Origin of the sequence: Roseibacterium elongatum DSM 19469 (assembly GCF_000590925.1) — a bacterium.
Classification (GTDB): Bacteria; Pseudomonadota; Alphaproteobacteria; order Rhodobacterales; family Rhodobacteraceae; genus Roseibacterium; species Roseibacterium elongatum.
The window spans coordinates 410,485-425,443 of sequence record NZ_CP004372.1 but is presented as its reverse complement, the minus strand read 5'-3'; the positions used below and the strand labels follow the sequence as shown (position 1 = coordinate 425,443).

Genomic DNA, 14,959 nt, shown 5'->3' with positions numbered 1-14,959 from the left:
CTTCGTCGTGCTGATCGCCTTTTTCGTCGAGAACGCGACCGAGGGGTGGTCGGCCCTGCATGTCGAGCGGACCCTGGGTGGCGGCGCGGCCGAGGGCGCCCTCGGCCCCGCGATGTTGGGCCTGACGATGGGGGTCGGGCGGCTGCTGGGGCAGATGGTGACCCTGCGCGGCAGCGAGATGGCGGTGCTGCGGGGCGCCGCGATGCTGGCGGCGGCCGGGCTGGTCATCGCCGCCGCGGCCCCGGCGCCGTTGATTGCCTATCTCGGCTTTGGGCTATTGGGGCTGGGCGTGTCGGTGGTGGCGCCGCTGGCCCTTGCCCTCGCCGGTGTCCATGCCGCGCCCGAGCGGCGCACGCTGGCCGTGTCGCGGGCCGCGATGATCGGGTATTTCGGCTTTTTCATCGGACCGCCGCTGATGGGCTTTCTGTCCGAAGGGTTCGGGCTGCGTGCGGCCTTTGCCGTGGGCGCCGCATTGCTCCTGATCGTGCCACTGATGCTGTTGCCACGGTTGCGCGCAGCCGCGCGACCCCTGTAGCGACAACTCTTCTTCTTGGGTGAAATACTCCGGGGAGCGCGAGGGATTGTCCCTTGTCCGCCATTGGTCCGAGGACAATGGACGATGCCCCTCGCCCCTCAAAGGCAGATCAGCGCCAGCGCGTTTCGAAATCCTCGGGCATCAGCAGGTTGTGCCGCCCAAGGTCCTTCACGTCGCGTTCGCCGCACAGCGCCATGGTCGTGTCGAGTTCCTTGTGCAGGACGTCGAGCGACTTTTTCACCCCCTCCTGCCCCATGGCGCCCAGCCCATAGACAAAGGCGCGGCCCACCATCGTGCCCTTGGCCCCCAGGGCGACGGCCTTGAGGATGTCCTGGCCCGAGCGGATGCCGCTGTCGAGATGCACCTCGGTCTTGTCGCCGACGGCATCCATGATCCGGGGCAGCATGCGGATCGAGCTGAGCGCACCGTCCAGTTGCCGCCCGCCATGGTTCGAGACGACGATGGCATCGGCGCCAACATTGATGGCCTGTTTGGCATCCTCCTCGTCGAGGATGCCCTTGAGGATCACGGGGCCGTCCCACCAGTCGCGGAACTGCTTGATCCGCGCCCAGTCGAGCGACGGGTCGAACGCCTCGGCCGTCCACGACCCGAGCGAGGAAGGGTCTTTCACCCCCTTTGCATGGCCGATGATATTGCCGAAAAAGCGCCGCTTGGTCTGTAGCATCTCGAGGCCCCACGGCACCTTGGTCGCCAGGTTTGCGATCGAGGCCGGCGTCAGTTTCGGCGGGGCGGACAGGCCGTTTTTCACGTCCCTGTGACGCTGACCCATGACCTGAAGGTCCACGGTGATGACCAGCGCCGAGCATTTGGCCTCTTTTGCGCGGGCAAAGAGACGCTTCATGAAGTCGTCGTCTTTCAGCGTGTAGACCTGAAACCAGAACGGTTTCGAGGTGTGGCTGGCGACGTCTTCGATCGAACAGATGGACATGGTGGACAGCGTGAAGGGCACGCCGAACTGCTCGGCGGCGCGGGCGGCCTTGATCTCACCATCGGCCGATTGCATCCCAAGCAGGCCGACGGGGGCCAGCGCGACGGGCATCGCCACGTCCTCGCCCACCAGTTGCGTGGCGGTCGAGCGCCCGGCCATGTCCACGGCGATGCGTTGGCGCAGGCGGATTTCTTCGAAATCCGATGTGTTCTCGCGGAAGGTCTGTTCCGTCCAACTGCCCGACTCGGCGTAGTCGTAGAACATCTTGGGCACGCGGCGGCGGTAGATGCGGCGCAGGTCTTCGATTTCGGTGATGACGGGCATGGCGGCCTCCCCCAGTCCGCGGAAATTGGTTTGTTTTTCTTACCGCCCGAGCGTCCCCCTGTCCATTGTGGCGTCCGCGACCGAATGTCGGCGTCAGGCCCGGTGCGCGCCGTCGGCCAGCCCCTTGACGAAGTCCAGCACCTCGGCGGGTGATTTGCCGGCCGCGATCTCGCCCACGATGGCCGAGCCGACGACGCAGCCATCCGCGATACTGGCGATGCCCTCGGCCGAGGCGGGCGTCTTGATGCCGAAACCGACGATCACGGGCAGGTCGGTCTGGGCCTTGATGCGCGCGACCTCGGGGGCGACCTCGGCGGCCTGCGCCTCGGCCGCGCCGGTGATCCCGGTGATCGAGACGTAATAGACAAAGCCGCTGGTGTTCTGCAGCACCTTGGGCAGTCGCTTGTCATCGGTCGTGGGCGTGGCCAGCCGGATGAAATTCAGCCCGGCCTTTTGCGCCGGGATGCACAACTCGTCGTCTTCCTCGGGGGGCAGGTCGACCACGATCAACCCGTCGATCCCGGCCTCTTTCGCGTCCGTCAGGAACTTGTCCACGCCGCGCGAATAGATCGGGTTGTAATAGCCCATCATCACGATCGGGGTCGTGTCGTCACCCTTGCGCAATTCGCGGGCGATCTGCAGCGTCTTTTCCAGCGTCTGCCCGCCTTCCAGCGCGCGCTGGCCGGCCAACTGGATCGTGGGGCCATCGGCCATCGGATCGGTAAAGGGCATGCCCAGTTCGATGATGTCGACACCGGCGGCGGGCAGGCCGCGCACCACCTCAAGCGAGGTGTCGTAGTCGGGATCGCCCGCCATGACATAGGCGACAAAGGCCTTTTTCCCCTCGGCCCGCAGCCGCGCGAAGGTGTCGTCGATACGTGTCATGGGGACCCCCTTGGAAATACCGCAGACGGGTTTGGGGCAAAGGGGCCGGGAAATCAATGGGGCGTGAGGGATCAGGCCACGACACCCTCTTCGACCGACACCATCCACCGGATGCCGAAGCGGTCCTGCACCGTGCCGAATGCCGGCGTCCAGAAGGTTGCGCCCATCGGCATGCCGACCTCTCCGCCATCGGCCAGCGCGTGAAAGACGCGGTGCGCCTCGGCCACGCTGTCCATCGCAAGGTGCAGCGAGGCGCCGGCCATGCCCGCCTCGTCCCCCGGTCCGCCGTCCGAGGCGAGGATCTCGAGATCGCCGTGGCGCAGCGTTGCGTTCATGACCGTCGCGTCGGCCACGCCCGGCATGTTGGCGCGGTCCTCGGCCGGCATATCGGCGAAACGCAGGATCTCGGGCGGCGATGCGCCCAGCATCTCGGCATAGAAGGTCAGGGCCGTCTCGCAGGTGCCGGGAAAGAACAGATAGGGCGTGACATGCATGGGCGATCTCCTGTTGGCGCTGCCAGTCTAGCACATTCGGTTGCCCCGCGCGCCCGCGCGCCGTAGAAGGCGGCGAATTTCCAAGGCATGAGGTCGAGAGATGGGGTTCAAGGTCGGAATCGTGGGGCTGCCGAATGTTGGCAAATCCACCTTGTTCAACGCGCTGACCAAGACGGCCGCCGCGCAGGCCGCCAATTTTCCCTTTTGCACGATCGAGCCCAATGTGGGCGAGGTTGCGGTCCCCGATGCAAGGCTGGACAGATTGGCCGGGATCGCCAAGTCCAAGCAGATCATTCCGGCGCGCATGACCTTCGTCGACATCGCGGGCCTGGTGAAAGGCGCGTCCAAGGGCGAGGGCCTGGGCAACCAGTTTCTCGCCAACATCCGCGAGGTCGACGCCATCGCCCATGTGCTGCGCTGTTTCGAGGATGACGACGTCACCCATGTCGAGGGGCGCGTCGACCCGGTCGAGGATGCCGAAACGATCGAGACGGAACTGATGCTGGCCGACCTCGAGTCGATCGAAAAGCGTCTGCAGAACATCGTGCGCAAGGTGCGCGGTGGCGACAAGGAAGCCGTCCAGCAGGAACGCCTGATGAAAGAGGCCAAGGCCATGCTGGAAGAGGGCAAGCCTGCCCGTCTCGTGGATGTGGACGCCGAGGACTCAAAGGCGTGGAAAGGGCTGCAACTGCTGACCACCAAGCCGGTGCTCTATGTCTGCAACGTCGATGAGGGCGAGGCGGCGACGGGGAACGCCCTGTCGGACAAGGTCGCCGCGATGGCGGCCGAGCAGGGGGCCGGTCATGTGGTGATCTCGGCCAAGATCGAGGAAGAGATCAGCCAGCTGGATCCGGACGAGGCGCAGATGTTCCTTGAGGAACTGGGCCTGCAGGAGGCCGGCCTCGATAGGTTGATCCGCGCGGGCTACGACCTGCTGGGCCTTGAAACCTACTTCACCGTCGGCCCGAAGGAGGCCCGCGCCTGGACCATCCGGCGCGGCACCATGGCCCCGCAGGCCGCCGGCGTCATTCACGGCGATTTCGAACGCGGGTTCATCCGGGCCGAAACCATCGCCTATGACGACTTCGTCAGCCTGGGCGGCGAACAGGCCGCCAAGGATGCCGGCAAGATGCGGGTCGAGGGCAAGGGGTACGAGGTCAAGGACGGCGACGTCCTGCATTTCCTGTTCAACGCCTGACGCGCGATCGCGCCGGATCAGTCGGCGGAAACGCCGGGATGCGTCAGGGTCACAAGGCGGTTTGCCGCCGTGGCATGGCGCGTGGTGGTGCCATCGGGCCATGACACCTCGAGCGCTACCTGGTCCTGCCGGCCCAGACCTACATGCAGGCGCACGTGATCCTGTGCGGCCCAATGGCCCCCGCCCGTTTGGCCGAGCGTCTGCACCTGCCCGCCTGCCGTGACACGGATGCGCGCGCCTAGCCCATCCAGCGACCACGGATCGCGCAAGTCGATCTGTAGCCAATTTCCAGCCGGCGCGCGCCCCATGAGCAGCGTGTAGGACGACCGCTCGGTTCCGCCCGCGTCACCGATCACAAGGTCGAGCGTGCCATCGAGGTCAAGATCGCCGCTGGTGATGCCGATCGGCGCAGCCGCGCCCCCATGGGGCAGGCGATGGGCCCGAAACCGCCCTGCGCCGTCGTTTTCCCAAAAGATCAGGCCCCAGCCGCCGCTGTCATCCTGGACCAGGGACATGACGTCCACGTCCATGTCATTATCGAAATCCCCCCGTGTCACCCCGTAGGAGGCCGCACCGGGCGCCGGGCCGTCAAACGGCTGCCACCCGGTCGCGGCCGTGTCGGTGCAGCAGACCAGAACGGTATCGTACCACGGCGCAAGGCGGCGGTTCCTTTGGGTCAGCCACACACGATCCGGCGCCGCGGCCACGCCCGGCACGGCGACACCATCGGTCGGCCAGCTTGGCATCAGGTCTTCGCCGGTGGTGATGAAATACCCATCCGGCGTGCCGCGAAACAGTACGGTATGCGGCGGCCACGCGTTCTGCGACAGGATCAGGTCGATCGTGTCGTCGTCATCGAAGAAGCCCGGTATGGCCAGCCGGTAGGTCGCGATGCTGGCCACCATCCCGGTGCGGTGGCCCACGCGAAACCGTTCGGGCTCGGGCGCGAAGCTGCCGTCATCTTGCTGGACGTAGAGGGCCGTCGGGTACCGCGTGTCCGGCCGTGGCAAAACGCCAAAGATCAGGCCAAGCCGCCCGCCGAGATGGAGCGCCGTCACCGCATAGGTTCTGCCTAACTCGTGAGACAGCCCAAGCTCGGCGGCGATGTTTTCATCGATGAAACCGTCGGGTGTGTTGCGAAACACCCGGTTGGATGTCCGGTCGCGGTGCTCCCATGTCGCCTCTGCGAGGTTGCCGCCGCTGGCTTCGACGATATCGCGGTCTCCATCGCCGTCGATGTCGATCAGCACCGCGCCATGCTGGTCCCAGGCGGTCAGGGTCTGCCATCCGGTCGGGCCGTTTGCGTGGCCCGGGTCGAGGATGACATGCGCATCGGGGAAGGTGGCGGCGGCCGGGATCCAGCGGTGGTGGTGATTGAGGTAAAGGTCGGGCAGGGGCCGCCCCCCCATATCGCCGATCACGAGTGCGAAAGCCTCGCCGGTGAAGGGCCGTCGAACACCGTCGCGGTCGGGCAGGTGCAGGCGGTCCGAGCGGTCTTCGAACGCGATGGCTGGCACGTCCCCCTGCGCCTGCGCCGCGCGCGCGCCCGGCGGCACGGCGATGACGGCCACCGCGCAGACTTGCACCGCCAAACGGGCAAGCCGCCGGGAAAAAGCCTGACACCCGCGCCGGCGATATGGCCATGTCCGACCGTTCATCTGTCCTGCCCGTCCTTGGGATTGCCGATTGCGGCACCCACTTAACGCCCGTTTTCCCCCGGCTGTAAACCGCGCGTTCACGCCCGTCCGCGGCAATGCTGCACAGGGTGGCACGGCGGGCCCCAGCCCATATCGCCGGTGCGGGCCCTCGGGGCCACGGCGCCATGCCCTGACCCGTAGGCATGCAGGTCGTCCCATTACAGGGCCACGCCGGCCGCTGCCGATTCCGCCCGATCTCCCAAGCCCGCGGAACCCGCTTGCACCTCAGGGCATTGCTGCGTATCAGGGTCGACGGAGACGTGGCCGAGTGGTCGAAGGCGCTCCCCTGCTAAGGGAGTAGGCGGGAAACCGTCTCGAGGGTTCGAATCCCTTCGTCTCCGCCACCCAAAACCGCACGTCCGTGAAATCCATTCGATCTATAGATCAAGCGGGGCGTGCGTCCCCGCCTTTGCCTCGCAAAGCGCACAGATGGTCGCGTCTTTTGTCAAGCCCTTGTTTCCAGATCAAAAAATGGCAGACTGCGCTCAGTAGAGAGTAACGGAGTGTGTCGTGCGTCGCGTATCGATCGTGTTTGCAGCTGCTTTTCTTCTTTCAGGCTGCGCCAGTCAAATCATGGAATCCTATGTGGGTGGGTCCATCCAGGAACCGATTCTGGACTATGGCCCGCCAGCCATCGTTCTGGACCTCGAAGATGGTCGTCGGGCCTATCAGTGGCGGATGACGTCATCGGGGGTCATGCCGATGACCTCGCCCACCACGGCAACGGTTTTTGGATCTGGTGGATACGCCACCGCCTACGGCACCAGCACGACATATGTTCCCTATTCACAGGAATGCCTGTACACCCTGACAGCCGTGCAGCAGGGGGCAAGGTGGATCGTGGATGGGTTCCGCGACCCCGGCTTCTGGTGTGAGTGACGTCAGGGCGCGCGTCCCGGCAAAAGCTGCCCGGAGGCGCTCTTCCTGACGCGCATCGGTCATTCGGTCGGCATCTGCCTCGGGTTCATCGGGGGAATCGGGGATGTCAGCAACGCGCCGGTCATGATGACGAAGTCGCGGCCGGATTGACGGTCTGGCGTTGCGGCGAGGTCCGAGACGACCATCACGAGACCGGGGTGCAATCTGCTGGTCAGAAGCGTTGAGAACTCGGCCGGCACGCGCAGCCGGTTCAGGACTTGTTCTTCCGGCCAGAGCGGGTGGTCCGGGTCCGGGTGGTGAGTGAGGCCCGTCCAGTGCAGGCCGGTGTCGCGCGTCCCCTGCATGACGAGGACGTGTTCGCCGAAGGGACGATCGTCGATCACCTCGATGCTGCCTTCATAAACCTTTCGACCATCTTGCATGAGGATGATCTTGCGATCCTCGCGGGTGGCCAGAATGGCGGTCACGGGGTAGTCGGTACCGTCGGTCCAATCGGCGGGATGCGACCTCTGGTCGAGACCGGCGACGGCATCCTCCATGTCGTTTTCGGCAAGGCCGCTGAGCACGAGGCCGGGGTGGATCAGCTCCCACGGGTCATTGCGCGCGCCCGAGATGATGACGGGCGTGCCGATATGGGTCACCTCGAACAGGTGTTCCGAGAATTCCAAGGGCAGGCGGATGCAGCCATGGCTGGCCGGATAGCCGGGCAGGTTTCCGGCATGAAGCGCGATGCCGCCCCAGGTCAGGCGGTTCATGTTCGGCATCGGCGCGTTGTTGTAGGTCGACGAGCGGTGGTCGGCGTCTTTTTGCAGCACGGTGAAGACGCCCGTGGGCGTTTCATGCCCGGGCCGCCCGGTGGAACAGGTCGAGACGCCGATGCGGATGCCATTGCGGTAGACATGCACGCGCTGCTCGGGGATCGAGCAGATGACCGCGACGGCGCCTTGCGGCTCTCGCTCGGGGTGCCAGGTGAAATCGCCGGGCAGCATGTTGGCGATGTCAAACACGACCTCCTGGTCCTGCTGCGCCCAGATCGGCATGACCGGCAGCCCGAGGGCCGCGGCCAGCGACAAGGTGACGGTTCTGCGGTCGGTTTTCATGTGCGTCCCTCCGAAAGTGTGCCGCGTCAGGTGTCGCTCTCGCTCATCAGCTCCTGCATGAACGCCTCGCATTGCGCGACGGTTGTCGCCTCGGGCGTGGCGTCCATGGTTCCGCCCAGATCGGTCGCGGCGCGGGCCATGACCTGTTCCACCTGCTCGTCGGTCAGAAGACCCTCTTCGCTGGCGGCGATGACGGTGGCGCAAACGCCGGTCGTCATGCCGGTCGCGATCCCGATGCCGGCCGCAGACCCGCCCAGGATCGCGCCGCCGAACAGCGCGCCGCCGATCAGGCCCAGGATCAGGCCGATGATGCCGAAAAGAATACGTCCCATGACGCGTGCCTTTCTTGTATGTCCGGCCCTATGGCCAGATGAGGTTGAAGATCAGGACGACCACGAAGATCGCGAGGAGTAGGGGCCAGCTGAACCGCGGGCCGCCTTTCTTGTGGGGGACATAAAGACCCGCCCGTTCCATCCCGATGATTGTCAGGAAGATCAGGACGCAGGTCACCAGGGCATGGGCGATGTCGAAGGTCATGCGGAGCGTCCTTTCATGAAGTGGCATAGGCCCCAGAGGATGGCGATGTTGAGCAGCGGGGTGAGGGCGACAAGCACCGGCGCCGCCGTGTCACCAGCGCCGTCCAGCATCAGGACCCAGGGAAGGCCGAGGGGCAGGATGAAGACCCAGGACAGCGGGTCGCGGTCCTGGCCGAACCAGCCATAGGTGCCGATCAGCCCGATGGCCAAGGCCGCCAGGTAAAGCAGGATCAGGACGATCATCAGGGTTCTGCAGATGCGGTGGCCCATCCGTGGCCCTCACTGATGCCGGTGAAGGTGCACGGCCCCGGAGACGAGGGACCCCGGGTCCGTGCGGAGCGTCATGTCAGAGGAACCCTTCGTTGGTCATCGACATGATGCCGGTGGTGGTGCCGTCGCGATAGGCGATGCAGCGCCATGTGCCTGTGCCGCCGACCAGCATGATGACCTCGGTGCCGGCTTCGGAGAAGGACGAGCTTTGGACCCGCACATCGGGGTTTCCTGTCGTGGCGCGCGTATCACGCACACAGGCGGCCCGTGCGTCGGCCTCGGCCGAGTTGCCGGGGCCGGGATCCGTGCCCATGCCGCCGCCCATGTCAACGCATCCGGTCAGTGCAAACATCCCGACCGTCGCTGCGGCCAGTGTCATCTTGGTGTTCATCTTGGGTCTCCTTTGGGTGTCGATCATGGCGCGGCCCGATCACTCGATGCCGAAAATGACGTTGTAGGGCACGGTTTGGTTGGTGCGGTTGATCACCTCGACCACGTGATCGCCGTCCTGCCAAAGCTGGCCGCGGTGCTCCTGCCGGGAGGGGACCATGTCTTGCAGGAACGACCCGTCGGGGTTGAAGATCTGGTAGTCCAGCGATCCGCTCCACGGCGCGACGCGCACGTAAAGGAACTGGCCGTCGCCCGCGCCGAGCACGTAGCGGCGGCTGGCGCCGGGGGGCAGGTTGTCGCTGAGCTCGGTGCCACTGGCGCCCCGGTCGAATTGAACTCTGACGGTATCCGTCTCGCCCGCCCCGGGCGTGCCGCTGGCCGTGCCGCCGCCGCCCGATCCGCCACCGGAGCCGCTGGCCGTGATCTCGCAGAACCCGCCCGCGCTGCCCGGCGGCTGGTAGCTGACCTGCAGGCCGCTGCCATCGTCGTTCTGGCTGATCGAATAGGTGATGCCGCGGGCGTAGACCTCGAAGTAGTTGCGGTTGAAGACGGTCACGCTGGCCACCGACCCGTTGACGCGCACGGTGCCGTAGCGGTCCGCGTCGATGGTGTTGCCTTGCGGGCATTGCGCGGCGAAGACCGGCATGCTCGAGGTGCCGCCGCTGGCCGTCACGAAAGAGGACTGGTCATCGCCGTCGACGAAGAACTCGGTCATCCGCAGGCTGCCGCGGCTGAAGGCACAGGCGATGTAGGGCGCGCGACCATTGAGGTAGATCTCGCCGCCGACCGTTTCGGTGCCGTCCACGCGGGCGCCGTTGTAGCGCATGTTGGTCTGGGCACCGTTGGCATTGAAGAAACTGCGCGCGGTGTTGGCGCATTGGTCGAGGATCGAGCCGATATCGGCCTGGGCCTGGGCGGGAACGGGCGCTGCAAGCGTCAGGGCGAGCGCGGCGAGGGCAGAACGTGTCAACATGGGGTTTGAGCTTTCTGTTCGCGTGAAGGGATGTGTGGGTCCGCCGGGCGCGGGCGCCCGGCGGATCGGTACGGGCAAAGGTCAGCCGCCGGTGATCAAGGCTTCGGGGATCACGAAGCGCGCCTCGCCCACGAAGACGATGAACTCGTCGCGGTCGTTCCGCGTGACGCTCATCTCGGCGCCGCCATCGGCCTCGGCCTGGTCGTAGTGGTGCGGGCGATCGTTCTGGAAGTAGATGACGCGGCTGCCGCCCTCGGGCCAGGACACTTGGATGTAGCCGCTGCCACCGCCTTCGCGGACGACGCCGGCCTCGCACATGGCCTCGGCGGCATCGCGGTCACGCACGCAGGGGATCTGCGCGGTGGCGTTGAAGGTGGTGCCCGGCACGGTGGCATCCTCCTCCATCGGTGGCGGCGCCAGCGGCAGCTGGGTGGCCACGCCCATGTCCTGGTGCGGCTGGAACAGCGACACCGGGATCTCGAAGCGCGCGTCGCCGATGAAGACGATCCACAGATCGCCCTGCCGAGACACGTTCATCGTGATGTCGCCATCGGCCTGGCTTTGATCGAAATAGGCGGGAACACCGGCCTCGAAGGTGATCGTCCGGCCGCCATATCCGCCCTCGGTGATCTGGAGATAGCCGTTGCCCGAGCCTTCGTGCACGGCGCCAAAGCTGCACTCGGACATGCCTGCATCGCGGTCGGCATAGCAGGTGATCGCGCCCGTCGTATCATAGGCCGGTCCAAGGGCCTGCGGCGTCGGCGCGGCTGGAGCGGTCGGCGCAACAGGGGCCTGCGGCACCGGGGTCGGCAGATGGGTCGCCACGCCGGGGGCCGACCCTTCGCGCAGGAAGTCGCCCGCGACCCAGCCCGTGACATCGCCCGAGACCGAGCTGACGTAGCACCAGCGCCGCCCCTCGCTCATCCGGCACCCATCCGCGTTGCGCAGGGTCGCACCGTCATGGAAGCGCGCAAAGATGGGCGCATGGGTGGAAGGCCGGGTGTGGACGCGCAGCGCGCTGCCCGACCGGTTGAGGTCGACCTGCCACCAGTCGGGTCCGCCCGCCATGCCATCGGCAAAGTCGGTCGTGACCGGGCGCGGCGCGCCGGTGCGCGTCGTCATGGTTGCGGCCGGGGGATGGCCGTCGCGCAGGTAGTCCGCTGCGACCCAGCCCGAGACACCGCCGCCGGCCTGCATCACGTCGCACCAGGTCCGGCCGGCCGACATCAGGCAGCCGCCGATATTGCGCAGATCCGCGCCGTCGGGCAGGCGCCCGACCCGGACCGAGGCCGTGGAGGGCTCGGCATGCACATTCAGATGCCCGCCCGGGTTGGCCAGATGCACATGGAACCAGTCCGACGTGGTCGTGATGCCCGCGCGCGTGGGGGTCGGCGGCGTTTGGGGCAGGGCGGAACCGCGGCGCGGCGGCGTCACCGGCGCAGCCCCGTGATGGCGCGACACCGGCGCCAGGAACTCGCGCGCGACAAAGCCGGCAAGCCCGCCGTCATAGGCCATCACCTCGCACCAGTCGCGACCGCCATTCTGTTCGCAGCCGCCGATGTCACGCAGGACGGCGCCGTTGTCGTAGCGCCCGACACGGGGCGCATCGACCGACGGGCCCGTGTGCACGTTCAGATGCCCTCCGCGCGAGCGTGTGCGCACCTGGTAGTAGCGCAAGGCCGCATCCGGATCGTCGGCATCGGTGGGTTGCAGCATGTCGAACTCGATGGAGTACGGGGCCGCTTCGTCCCGCCGCGCGGCGGCGCGCACCATGTAGACGACGACCTCGTAGATGCCCGTCTCGGGAAGCGTGCCCGAAAACTGGTTGAGGTCCAGAACCGGGCCGCCGATCAGGCTGCTGTTGGCAAGCGCTTCGTCGCCGGGGCCGTTGCCCGGCGTGTAGACATTGAAATAGGTGCCGGTATGCGGCGTGTTCAGGCGGATGGTCAGCGTGTTCCCCGCCACGCCTTGCAACTCATAGCGGTCAAAATCGCGCCCGACGATCTCCCCGTCGATCGCCGTTCCCGTCCAACCCGCGAAATCAACGTGATGCCGTCCAGACATGGGTTGAGCCAAGGCCGCCGAGGCCGAAAGCAATAGTGCCAAACCGGCACTGAGCACCCTGTTCATTATGTCAAACTCCCTGTGTCAGGTTCAGTTATGGGCCAGGTGTGGTCCTGGCTTCGAAAGGGCCGCTTCCGACTGCCGCCATGGTTTTCCAAGGCCGCGCGCCGTGTGTGTCGTTACCGTCATCCGCGCGCCGACTCGGCGACGGGTCCGGTCCTTGCCGCCCGTTTGAGACAAGGATTGCGATCAAACGGCAATCTGTCTATCCAGAAACCGCAGCGGATATCCGATTACGGCCATCAAACATGCTCAATGCTACATCGCATGCGCCAAACCCGCTGGACTGGGCGTCTGCGGACGCGCCGGGTGAAAGCGCGCACAGTCAGGTTCCAAGGGGCGTGGGGGCATTCCGCCTGAGTGCCTATTACGCCGCCGACCAATCGAGGCTTTCGCGGCGCCAGTTCACGGGGAAAACGGCCCTGGATCTGCATGATCCGGAAAATGGGCGTGCCATCGTAGCCATTGGCGATATCGGTTTGATGAGCCTGGCCTATGTCAGATCGACAGGACACGATGTCATCGTGTCCGAGTTGCAACGGCCCAACCTTTTGGTCGTCGTCTCGGGCGCGCTGACGACCGCGAACGAAAACACCCGCTTCGAAAGTGCCGATCGGCCCTGGCTGCTGACTGGTCGCGGAACGCGCGAAACGACGGTCGTTCCGACGACGCAAGACGCGTACGAGGCCTATGTCCTCTCGATGCCGCCACAGTTTCTGGGCCATCGGCTTGCACGGGTCGAGGCGCGAGGTGGCATGATCTGGGGCGATGCCGCGCGGGCGGCGGACGGGCATCTGGCCCAACTCACGCTCGCCCTTGCCACGCAGTTGACATTGTCGCGGGACCTTGCGGTGGACAGACGCCTGGCGGATGCGTGGACCACGGTTCTTGTCGAACACCTGAACGGATGTCTCGATACCTGCCTTGGCGTCGAATTGCCCCGCATGCCGGACCATGTGCATGAACTGGCCCTGCGCCATGTACGTGCGGCCGAGGAACTGATCTACGACCGACCCGACGAAATCGGCAGCATCCGCGATATCGCACGACATGTTGATGTCTCGGAACGCACGCTACAGACCGCATTCCGAAAAGTGCGCGGCGTGACGCCGAAACAGGTGTTGGCGCAGGCAAGGCTGCATCGCGCGAGGCGCGCCTTGCTCGACCGCGATGGCCCCCGCACCGTGTCCGAGGTCTGCCGCCTGTGCGGGATCGAGCATCACGGTCGCTTCAGCAAGCAGTACAAGGAAGCGTTTGGGGAAAACCCCGTCGCCACCCTGAACGCGCGCCGGAGACGGTAATGGCATCGCCCGTATTGGGCCGGACGGAACGGGGGCATTGACCGGCTGCCGCGATGGCGGCGTCGCGTCAGGCCGGCGAGAGCGCGTCGACCTGCGCGGGAAGGGATGCGAAATCGTCGAAGACGAAGGTGCTCGGCAACGCCTCGACCGGGGTTTTCCGGTATCCCCCTGCGAAGAGGCCAAAGCGGATGCCCGCACGACGGGCCGTTTCCGCGTCAACCTCGCTGTCCCCGACATACAGGGCCGGGTCGGCCCCCAGTTCGGCGAAGGCGGCCAATAGGGGGGCGGGATCGGGCTTTGTCACGGGCAGGCTGTCGCCGCCGATCACCACGTCGAAAAAGCGGCTCAGATCCAGTGCATCGAGAATGCGGATCGCGGGGGTAAGGGTCTTGTTGGTGCAGACGCCAAGGGCATATTCGGCCTGTTTCAGCGTTGTCAGGGCATTGACCACACCGTCATAAGGTCGGCTCAGATCGGCGGGCTGTGCATTGTAGTGGGCCAGCATGCGCTGGATCATCTGCGCCTCTTGCGAGCTGGGAAGGCCCCGCGCCGTCATCACGCGGCGCACCAGGGTTGGAATACCGTTGCCGATGAAGCCGATGATCGTCTCGAGAGACAGCGGCAAGGCGCCGTGCTCGGCCAGCATGCGGTTGACGGCGGCGTGCAGATCGGGGGCGCTGTCGACCAGCGTTCCGTCAAGGTCGAAAACGATGGCACCCGTCATGTGGACGTCCACTTGATGGAACAGCCCATGGACGGGATCTGATCGCGCGGGCCGTGGCCCGTTTCCGCGACCTGTTTCATCGCCTCGAACAAATCGCGCGGGGCGTCGGGCGGGGCGGCGCGAGCCCCCGACGCATCCAGGCGTCCCCGGTATTGCAGCCCGCCCGTCGCATCGAGGCCGAAGAAATCCGGCGTGCAGGCCGCGCCCCATGCGCGCGCGACCTCTTGCGTCTCGTCATGCAGATAGGGAAAGGAAAGCCCGTGTGTTTCGGCCATTTCCGCCATCTTGTCGAAGCTGTCGGCGGGATAGGCCGTGGCATCGTTCGAGCAGATGGCCGCGACGCCGATGCCCAGTTTCTGCAAATCGGCCGCGTCGCGTTGGATGCGGTCCAGCACGGCCAGCACATAGGGGCAGTGATTGCAGATGAACATGATCAGAGTGCCCTTCGGCCCCGCGATATCGGCCAGCGTGTAGGTCTTGGCATCCGTGGCCGGCAGGGCGAAATCAGGCGCTTGCCAGCCAAAGGCGCAGACGGGCGGAGATACGGCCATGGTCGATCCTTTCCTGGAATGACGCGGCG

General features: G+C 65.9%; 17 protein-coding genes and 1 tRNA gene. 5 read left to right on the top strand and 13 right to left on the bottom strand.

What is annotated here, in order from left to right:
• Positions 1-7: 7 nt before the first annotated feature.
• Positions 8-535 (top strand): MFS transporter, encoded by a 528-nt coding sequence (locus ROSELON_RS18580; RefSeq protein ID WP_051508334.1) that lies wholly within the window; start codon positions 8-10, stop codon positions 533-535.
• Between the two features lie 109 nt (positions 536-644).
• On the opposite strand, the gene ROSELON_RS02090 is transcribed toward ROSELON_RS18580, so the two are convergent.
• The 3 genes from ROSELON_RS02090 to ROSELON_RS02080 form a co-directional block, all read right to left on the bottom strand.
• Positions 645-1,808 (bottom strand): alpha-hydroxy acid oxidase, encoded by a 1,164-nt coding sequence (locus ROSELON_RS02090; RefSeq protein WP_025310799.1) that lies wholly within the window; start codon positions 1,806-1,808, stop codon positions 645-647.
• A 93-nt stretch (positions 1,809-1,901) separates the two neighbouring features.
• Complete coding sequence (gene trpA / locus ROSELON_RS02085; RefSeq protein WP_025310798.1) at positions 1,902-2,693, bottom strand: tryptophan synthase subunit alpha; 792 nt, start codon at positions 2,691-2,693, stop codon at positions 1,902-1,904.
• A 71-nt stretch (positions 2,694-2,764) separates the two neighbouring features.
• Positions 2,765-3,187 carry a VOC family protein gene (locus ROSELON_RS02080; RefSeq protein WP_025310797.1) on the bottom strand — a complete coding sequence of 141 codons (423 nt, stop codon included), beginning with the start codon at positions 3,185-3,187 and terminating at the stop codon, positions 2,765-2,767.
• A gap of 100 nt (positions 3,188-3,287) precedes the next feature.
• Here ROSELON_RS02080 and ychF point away from each other — a divergent pair, with 100 nt between their 5' ends.
• Positions 3,288-4,385 carry a redox-regulated ATPase YchF gene (gene ychF / locus ROSELON_RS02075; RefSeq protein WP_025310796.1) on the top strand — a complete coding sequence of 366 codons (1,098 nt, stop codon included), beginning with the start codon at positions 3,288-3,290 and terminating at the stop codon, positions 4,383-4,385.
• 17 nt (positions 4,386-4,402) lie between these two features.
• Here ychF and ROSELON_RS02070 read toward each other — a convergent pair whose 3' ends face one another.
• Positions 4,403-5,956, bottom strand: a complete 1,554-nt coding sequence (locus tag ROSELON_RS02070) for an ASPIC/UnbV domain-containing protein (protein WP_156945702.1) — start codon at positions 5,954-5,956, stop codon at positions 4,403-4,405.
• 380 nt (positions 5,957-6,336) lie between these two features.
• Here ROSELON_RS02070 and ROSELON_RS02065 point away from each other — a divergent pair.
• Together ROSELON_RS02065 and ROSELON_RS02060 are read left to right on the top strand one after the other, a co-directional pair.
• Positions 6,337-6,426: transfer RNA gene (locus ROSELON_RS02065), tRNA-Ser, on the top strand.
• Between the two features lie 166 nt (positions 6,427-6,592).
• Positions 6,593-6,961: a putative periplasmic lipoprotein gene (locus ROSELON_RS02060; RefSeq protein ID WP_038650061.1), complete on the top strand. Its 369-nt coding sequence runs from the start codon at positions 6,593-6,595 to the stop codon at positions 6,959-6,961.
• 59 nt (positions 6,962-7,020) lie between these two features.
• On the opposite strand, the gene ROSELON_RS02055 is transcribed toward ROSELON_RS02060, so the two are convergent.
• The 7 genes from ROSELON_RS02055 to ROSELON_RS17245 all read right to left on the bottom strand — a co-directional run bounded on the left by ROSELON_RS02055 (position 7,021) and on the right by ROSELON_RS17245 (position 12,360).
• On the bottom strand, positions 7,021-8,061 hold the full coding sequence (locus ROSELON_RS02055; RefSeq protein ID WP_025310793.1) for a L,D-transpeptidase: 1,041 nt from the start codon (positions 8,059-8,061) through the stop codon (positions 7,021-7,023).
• Positions 8,062-8,087: 26 nt separating this feature from the next.
• Complete coding sequence (locus ROSELON_RS02050; RefSeq protein WP_025310792.1) at positions 8,088-8,393, bottom strand: hypothetical protein; 306 nt, start codon at positions 8,391-8,393, stop codon at positions 8,088-8,090.
• A 28-nt stretch (positions 8,394-8,421) separates the two neighbouring features.
• Positions 8,422-8,598 carry a hypothetical protein gene (locus ROSELON_RS18030; protein WP_156945699.1) on the bottom strand — a complete coding sequence of 59 codons (177 nt, stop codon included), beginning with the start codon at positions 8,596-8,598 and terminating at the stop codon, positions 8,422-8,424.
• Positions 8,595-8,867, bottom strand: a complete 273-nt coding sequence (locus tag ROSELON_RS02045; RefSeq protein ID WP_025310791.1) for a hypothetical protein — start codon at positions 8,865-8,867, stop codon at positions 8,595-8,597. The genes ROSELON_RS18030 and ROSELON_RS02045 overlap by 4 nt, the downstream gene beginning before the upstream one ends.
• Before the next feature lie 76 nt (positions 8,868-8,943).
• Complete coding sequence (locus ROSELON_RS17255; RefSeq protein ID WP_156945696.1) at positions 8,944-9,258, bottom strand: hypothetical protein; 315 nt, start codon at positions 9,256-9,258, stop codon at positions 8,944-8,946.
• Between the two features lie 39 nt (positions 9,259-9,297).
• Positions 9,298-10,230, bottom strand: a complete 933-nt coding sequence (locus tag ROSELON_RS17250; RefSeq protein ID WP_025310789.1) for a hypothetical protein — start codon at positions 10,228-10,230, stop codon at positions 9,298-9,300.
• A gap of 81 nt (positions 10,231-10,311) precedes the next feature.
• Positions 10,312-12,360, bottom strand: coding sequence for an SH3 domain-containing protein (locus ROSELON_RS17245; RefSeq protein ID WP_217520189.1), 2,049 nt, complete (start codon positions 12,358-12,360; stop codon positions 10,312-10,314).
• Between the two features lie 335 nt (positions 12,361-12,695).
• Here ROSELON_RS17245 and ROSELON_RS17240 point away from each other — a divergent pair, with 335 nt between their 5' ends.
• The gene (locus tag ROSELON_RS17240; RefSeq protein WP_025310787.1) at positions 12,696-13,655 is read left to right on the top strand and encodes a helix-turn-helix transcriptional regulator; all 960 of its coding nucleotides are present in this window, start codon (positions 12,696-12,698) and stop codon (positions 13,653-13,655) included.
• Positions 13,656-13,722: 67 nt separating this feature from the next.
• On the opposite strand, the gene gph is transcribed toward ROSELON_RS17240, so the two are convergent.
• A complete protein-coding gene (gene gph / locus ROSELON_RS02015; protein WP_025310786.1) occupies positions 13,723-14,379 on the bottom strand; it encodes a phosphoglycolate phosphatase in 657 nt (218 codons plus the stop codon).
• A complete protein-coding gene (locus ROSELON_RS02010; RefSeq protein ID WP_025310785.1) occupies positions 14,376-14,930 on the bottom strand; it encodes a thioredoxin family protein in 555 nt (184 codons plus the stop codon). Before ROSELON_RS02010 ends, gph begins: the two co-directional genes overlap by 4 nt.
• Positions 14,931-14,959: the final 29 nt, after the last annotated feature.

What these genes read in the sequence shown, in the direction of transcription:
- ROSELON_RS02090 (WP_025310799.1), bottom strand. Translation starts at nt 1,808, where the DNA reads ATGCCCGTCATCACCGAAATCGAAGACCTGCGCCGCATCTACCGCCGC.
- trpA (WP_025310798.1), bottom strand. Translation starts at nt 2,693, where the DNA reads ATGACACGTATCGACGACACCTTCGCGCGGCTGCGGGCCGAGGGGAAA.
- ROSELON_RS02080 (WP_025310797.1), bottom strand. Translation starts at nt 3,187, where the DNA reads ATGCATGTCACGCCCTATCTGTTCTTTCCCGGCACCTGCGAGACGGCC.
- ychF (WP_025310796.1), top strand. Translation starts at nt 3,288, where the DNA reads ATGGGGTTCAAGGTCGGAATCGTGGGGCTGCCGAATGTTGGCAAATCC.
- ROSELON_RS02055 (WP_025310793.1), bottom strand. Translation starts at nt 8,061, where the DNA reads ATGAAAACCGACCGCAGAACCGTCACCTTGTCGCTGGCCGCGGCCCTC.
- ROSELON_RS02050 (WP_025310792.1), bottom strand. Translation starts at nt 8,393, where the DNA reads ATGGGACGTATTCTTTTCGGCATCATCGGCCTGATCCTGGGCCTGATC.
- ROSELON_RS18030 (WP_156945699.1), bottom strand. Translation starts at nt 8,598, where the DNA reads ATGACCTTCGACATCGCCCATGCCCTGGTGACCTGCGTCCTGATCTTC.
- ROSELON_RS02045 (WP_025310791.1), bottom strand. Translation starts at nt 8,867, where the DNA reads ATGGGCCACCGCATCTGCAGAACCCTGATGATCGTCCTGATCCTGCTT.
- ROSELON_RS17255 (WP_156945696.1), bottom strand. Translation starts at nt 9,258, where the DNA reads ATGAACACCAAGATGACACTGGCCGCAGCGACGGTCGGGATGTTTGCA.
- ROSELON_RS17250 (WP_025310789.1), bottom strand. Translation starts at nt 10,230, where the DNA reads ATGTTGACACGTTCTGCCCTCGCCGCGCTCGCCCTGACGCTTGCAGCG.
- ROSELON_RS17245 (WP_217520189.1), bottom strand. Translation starts at nt 12,360, where the DNA reads ATGAACAGGGTGCTCAGTGCCGGTTTGGCACTATTGCTTTCGGCCTCG.
- gph (WP_025310786.1), bottom strand. Translation starts at nt 14,379, where the DNA reads ATGACGGGTGCCATCGTTTTCGACCTTGACGGAACGCTGGTCGACAGC.
- ROSELON_RS02010 (WP_025310785.1), bottom strand. Translation starts at nt 14,930, where the DNA reads ATGGCCGTATCTCCGCCCGTCTGCGCCTTTGGCTGGCAAGCGCCTGAT.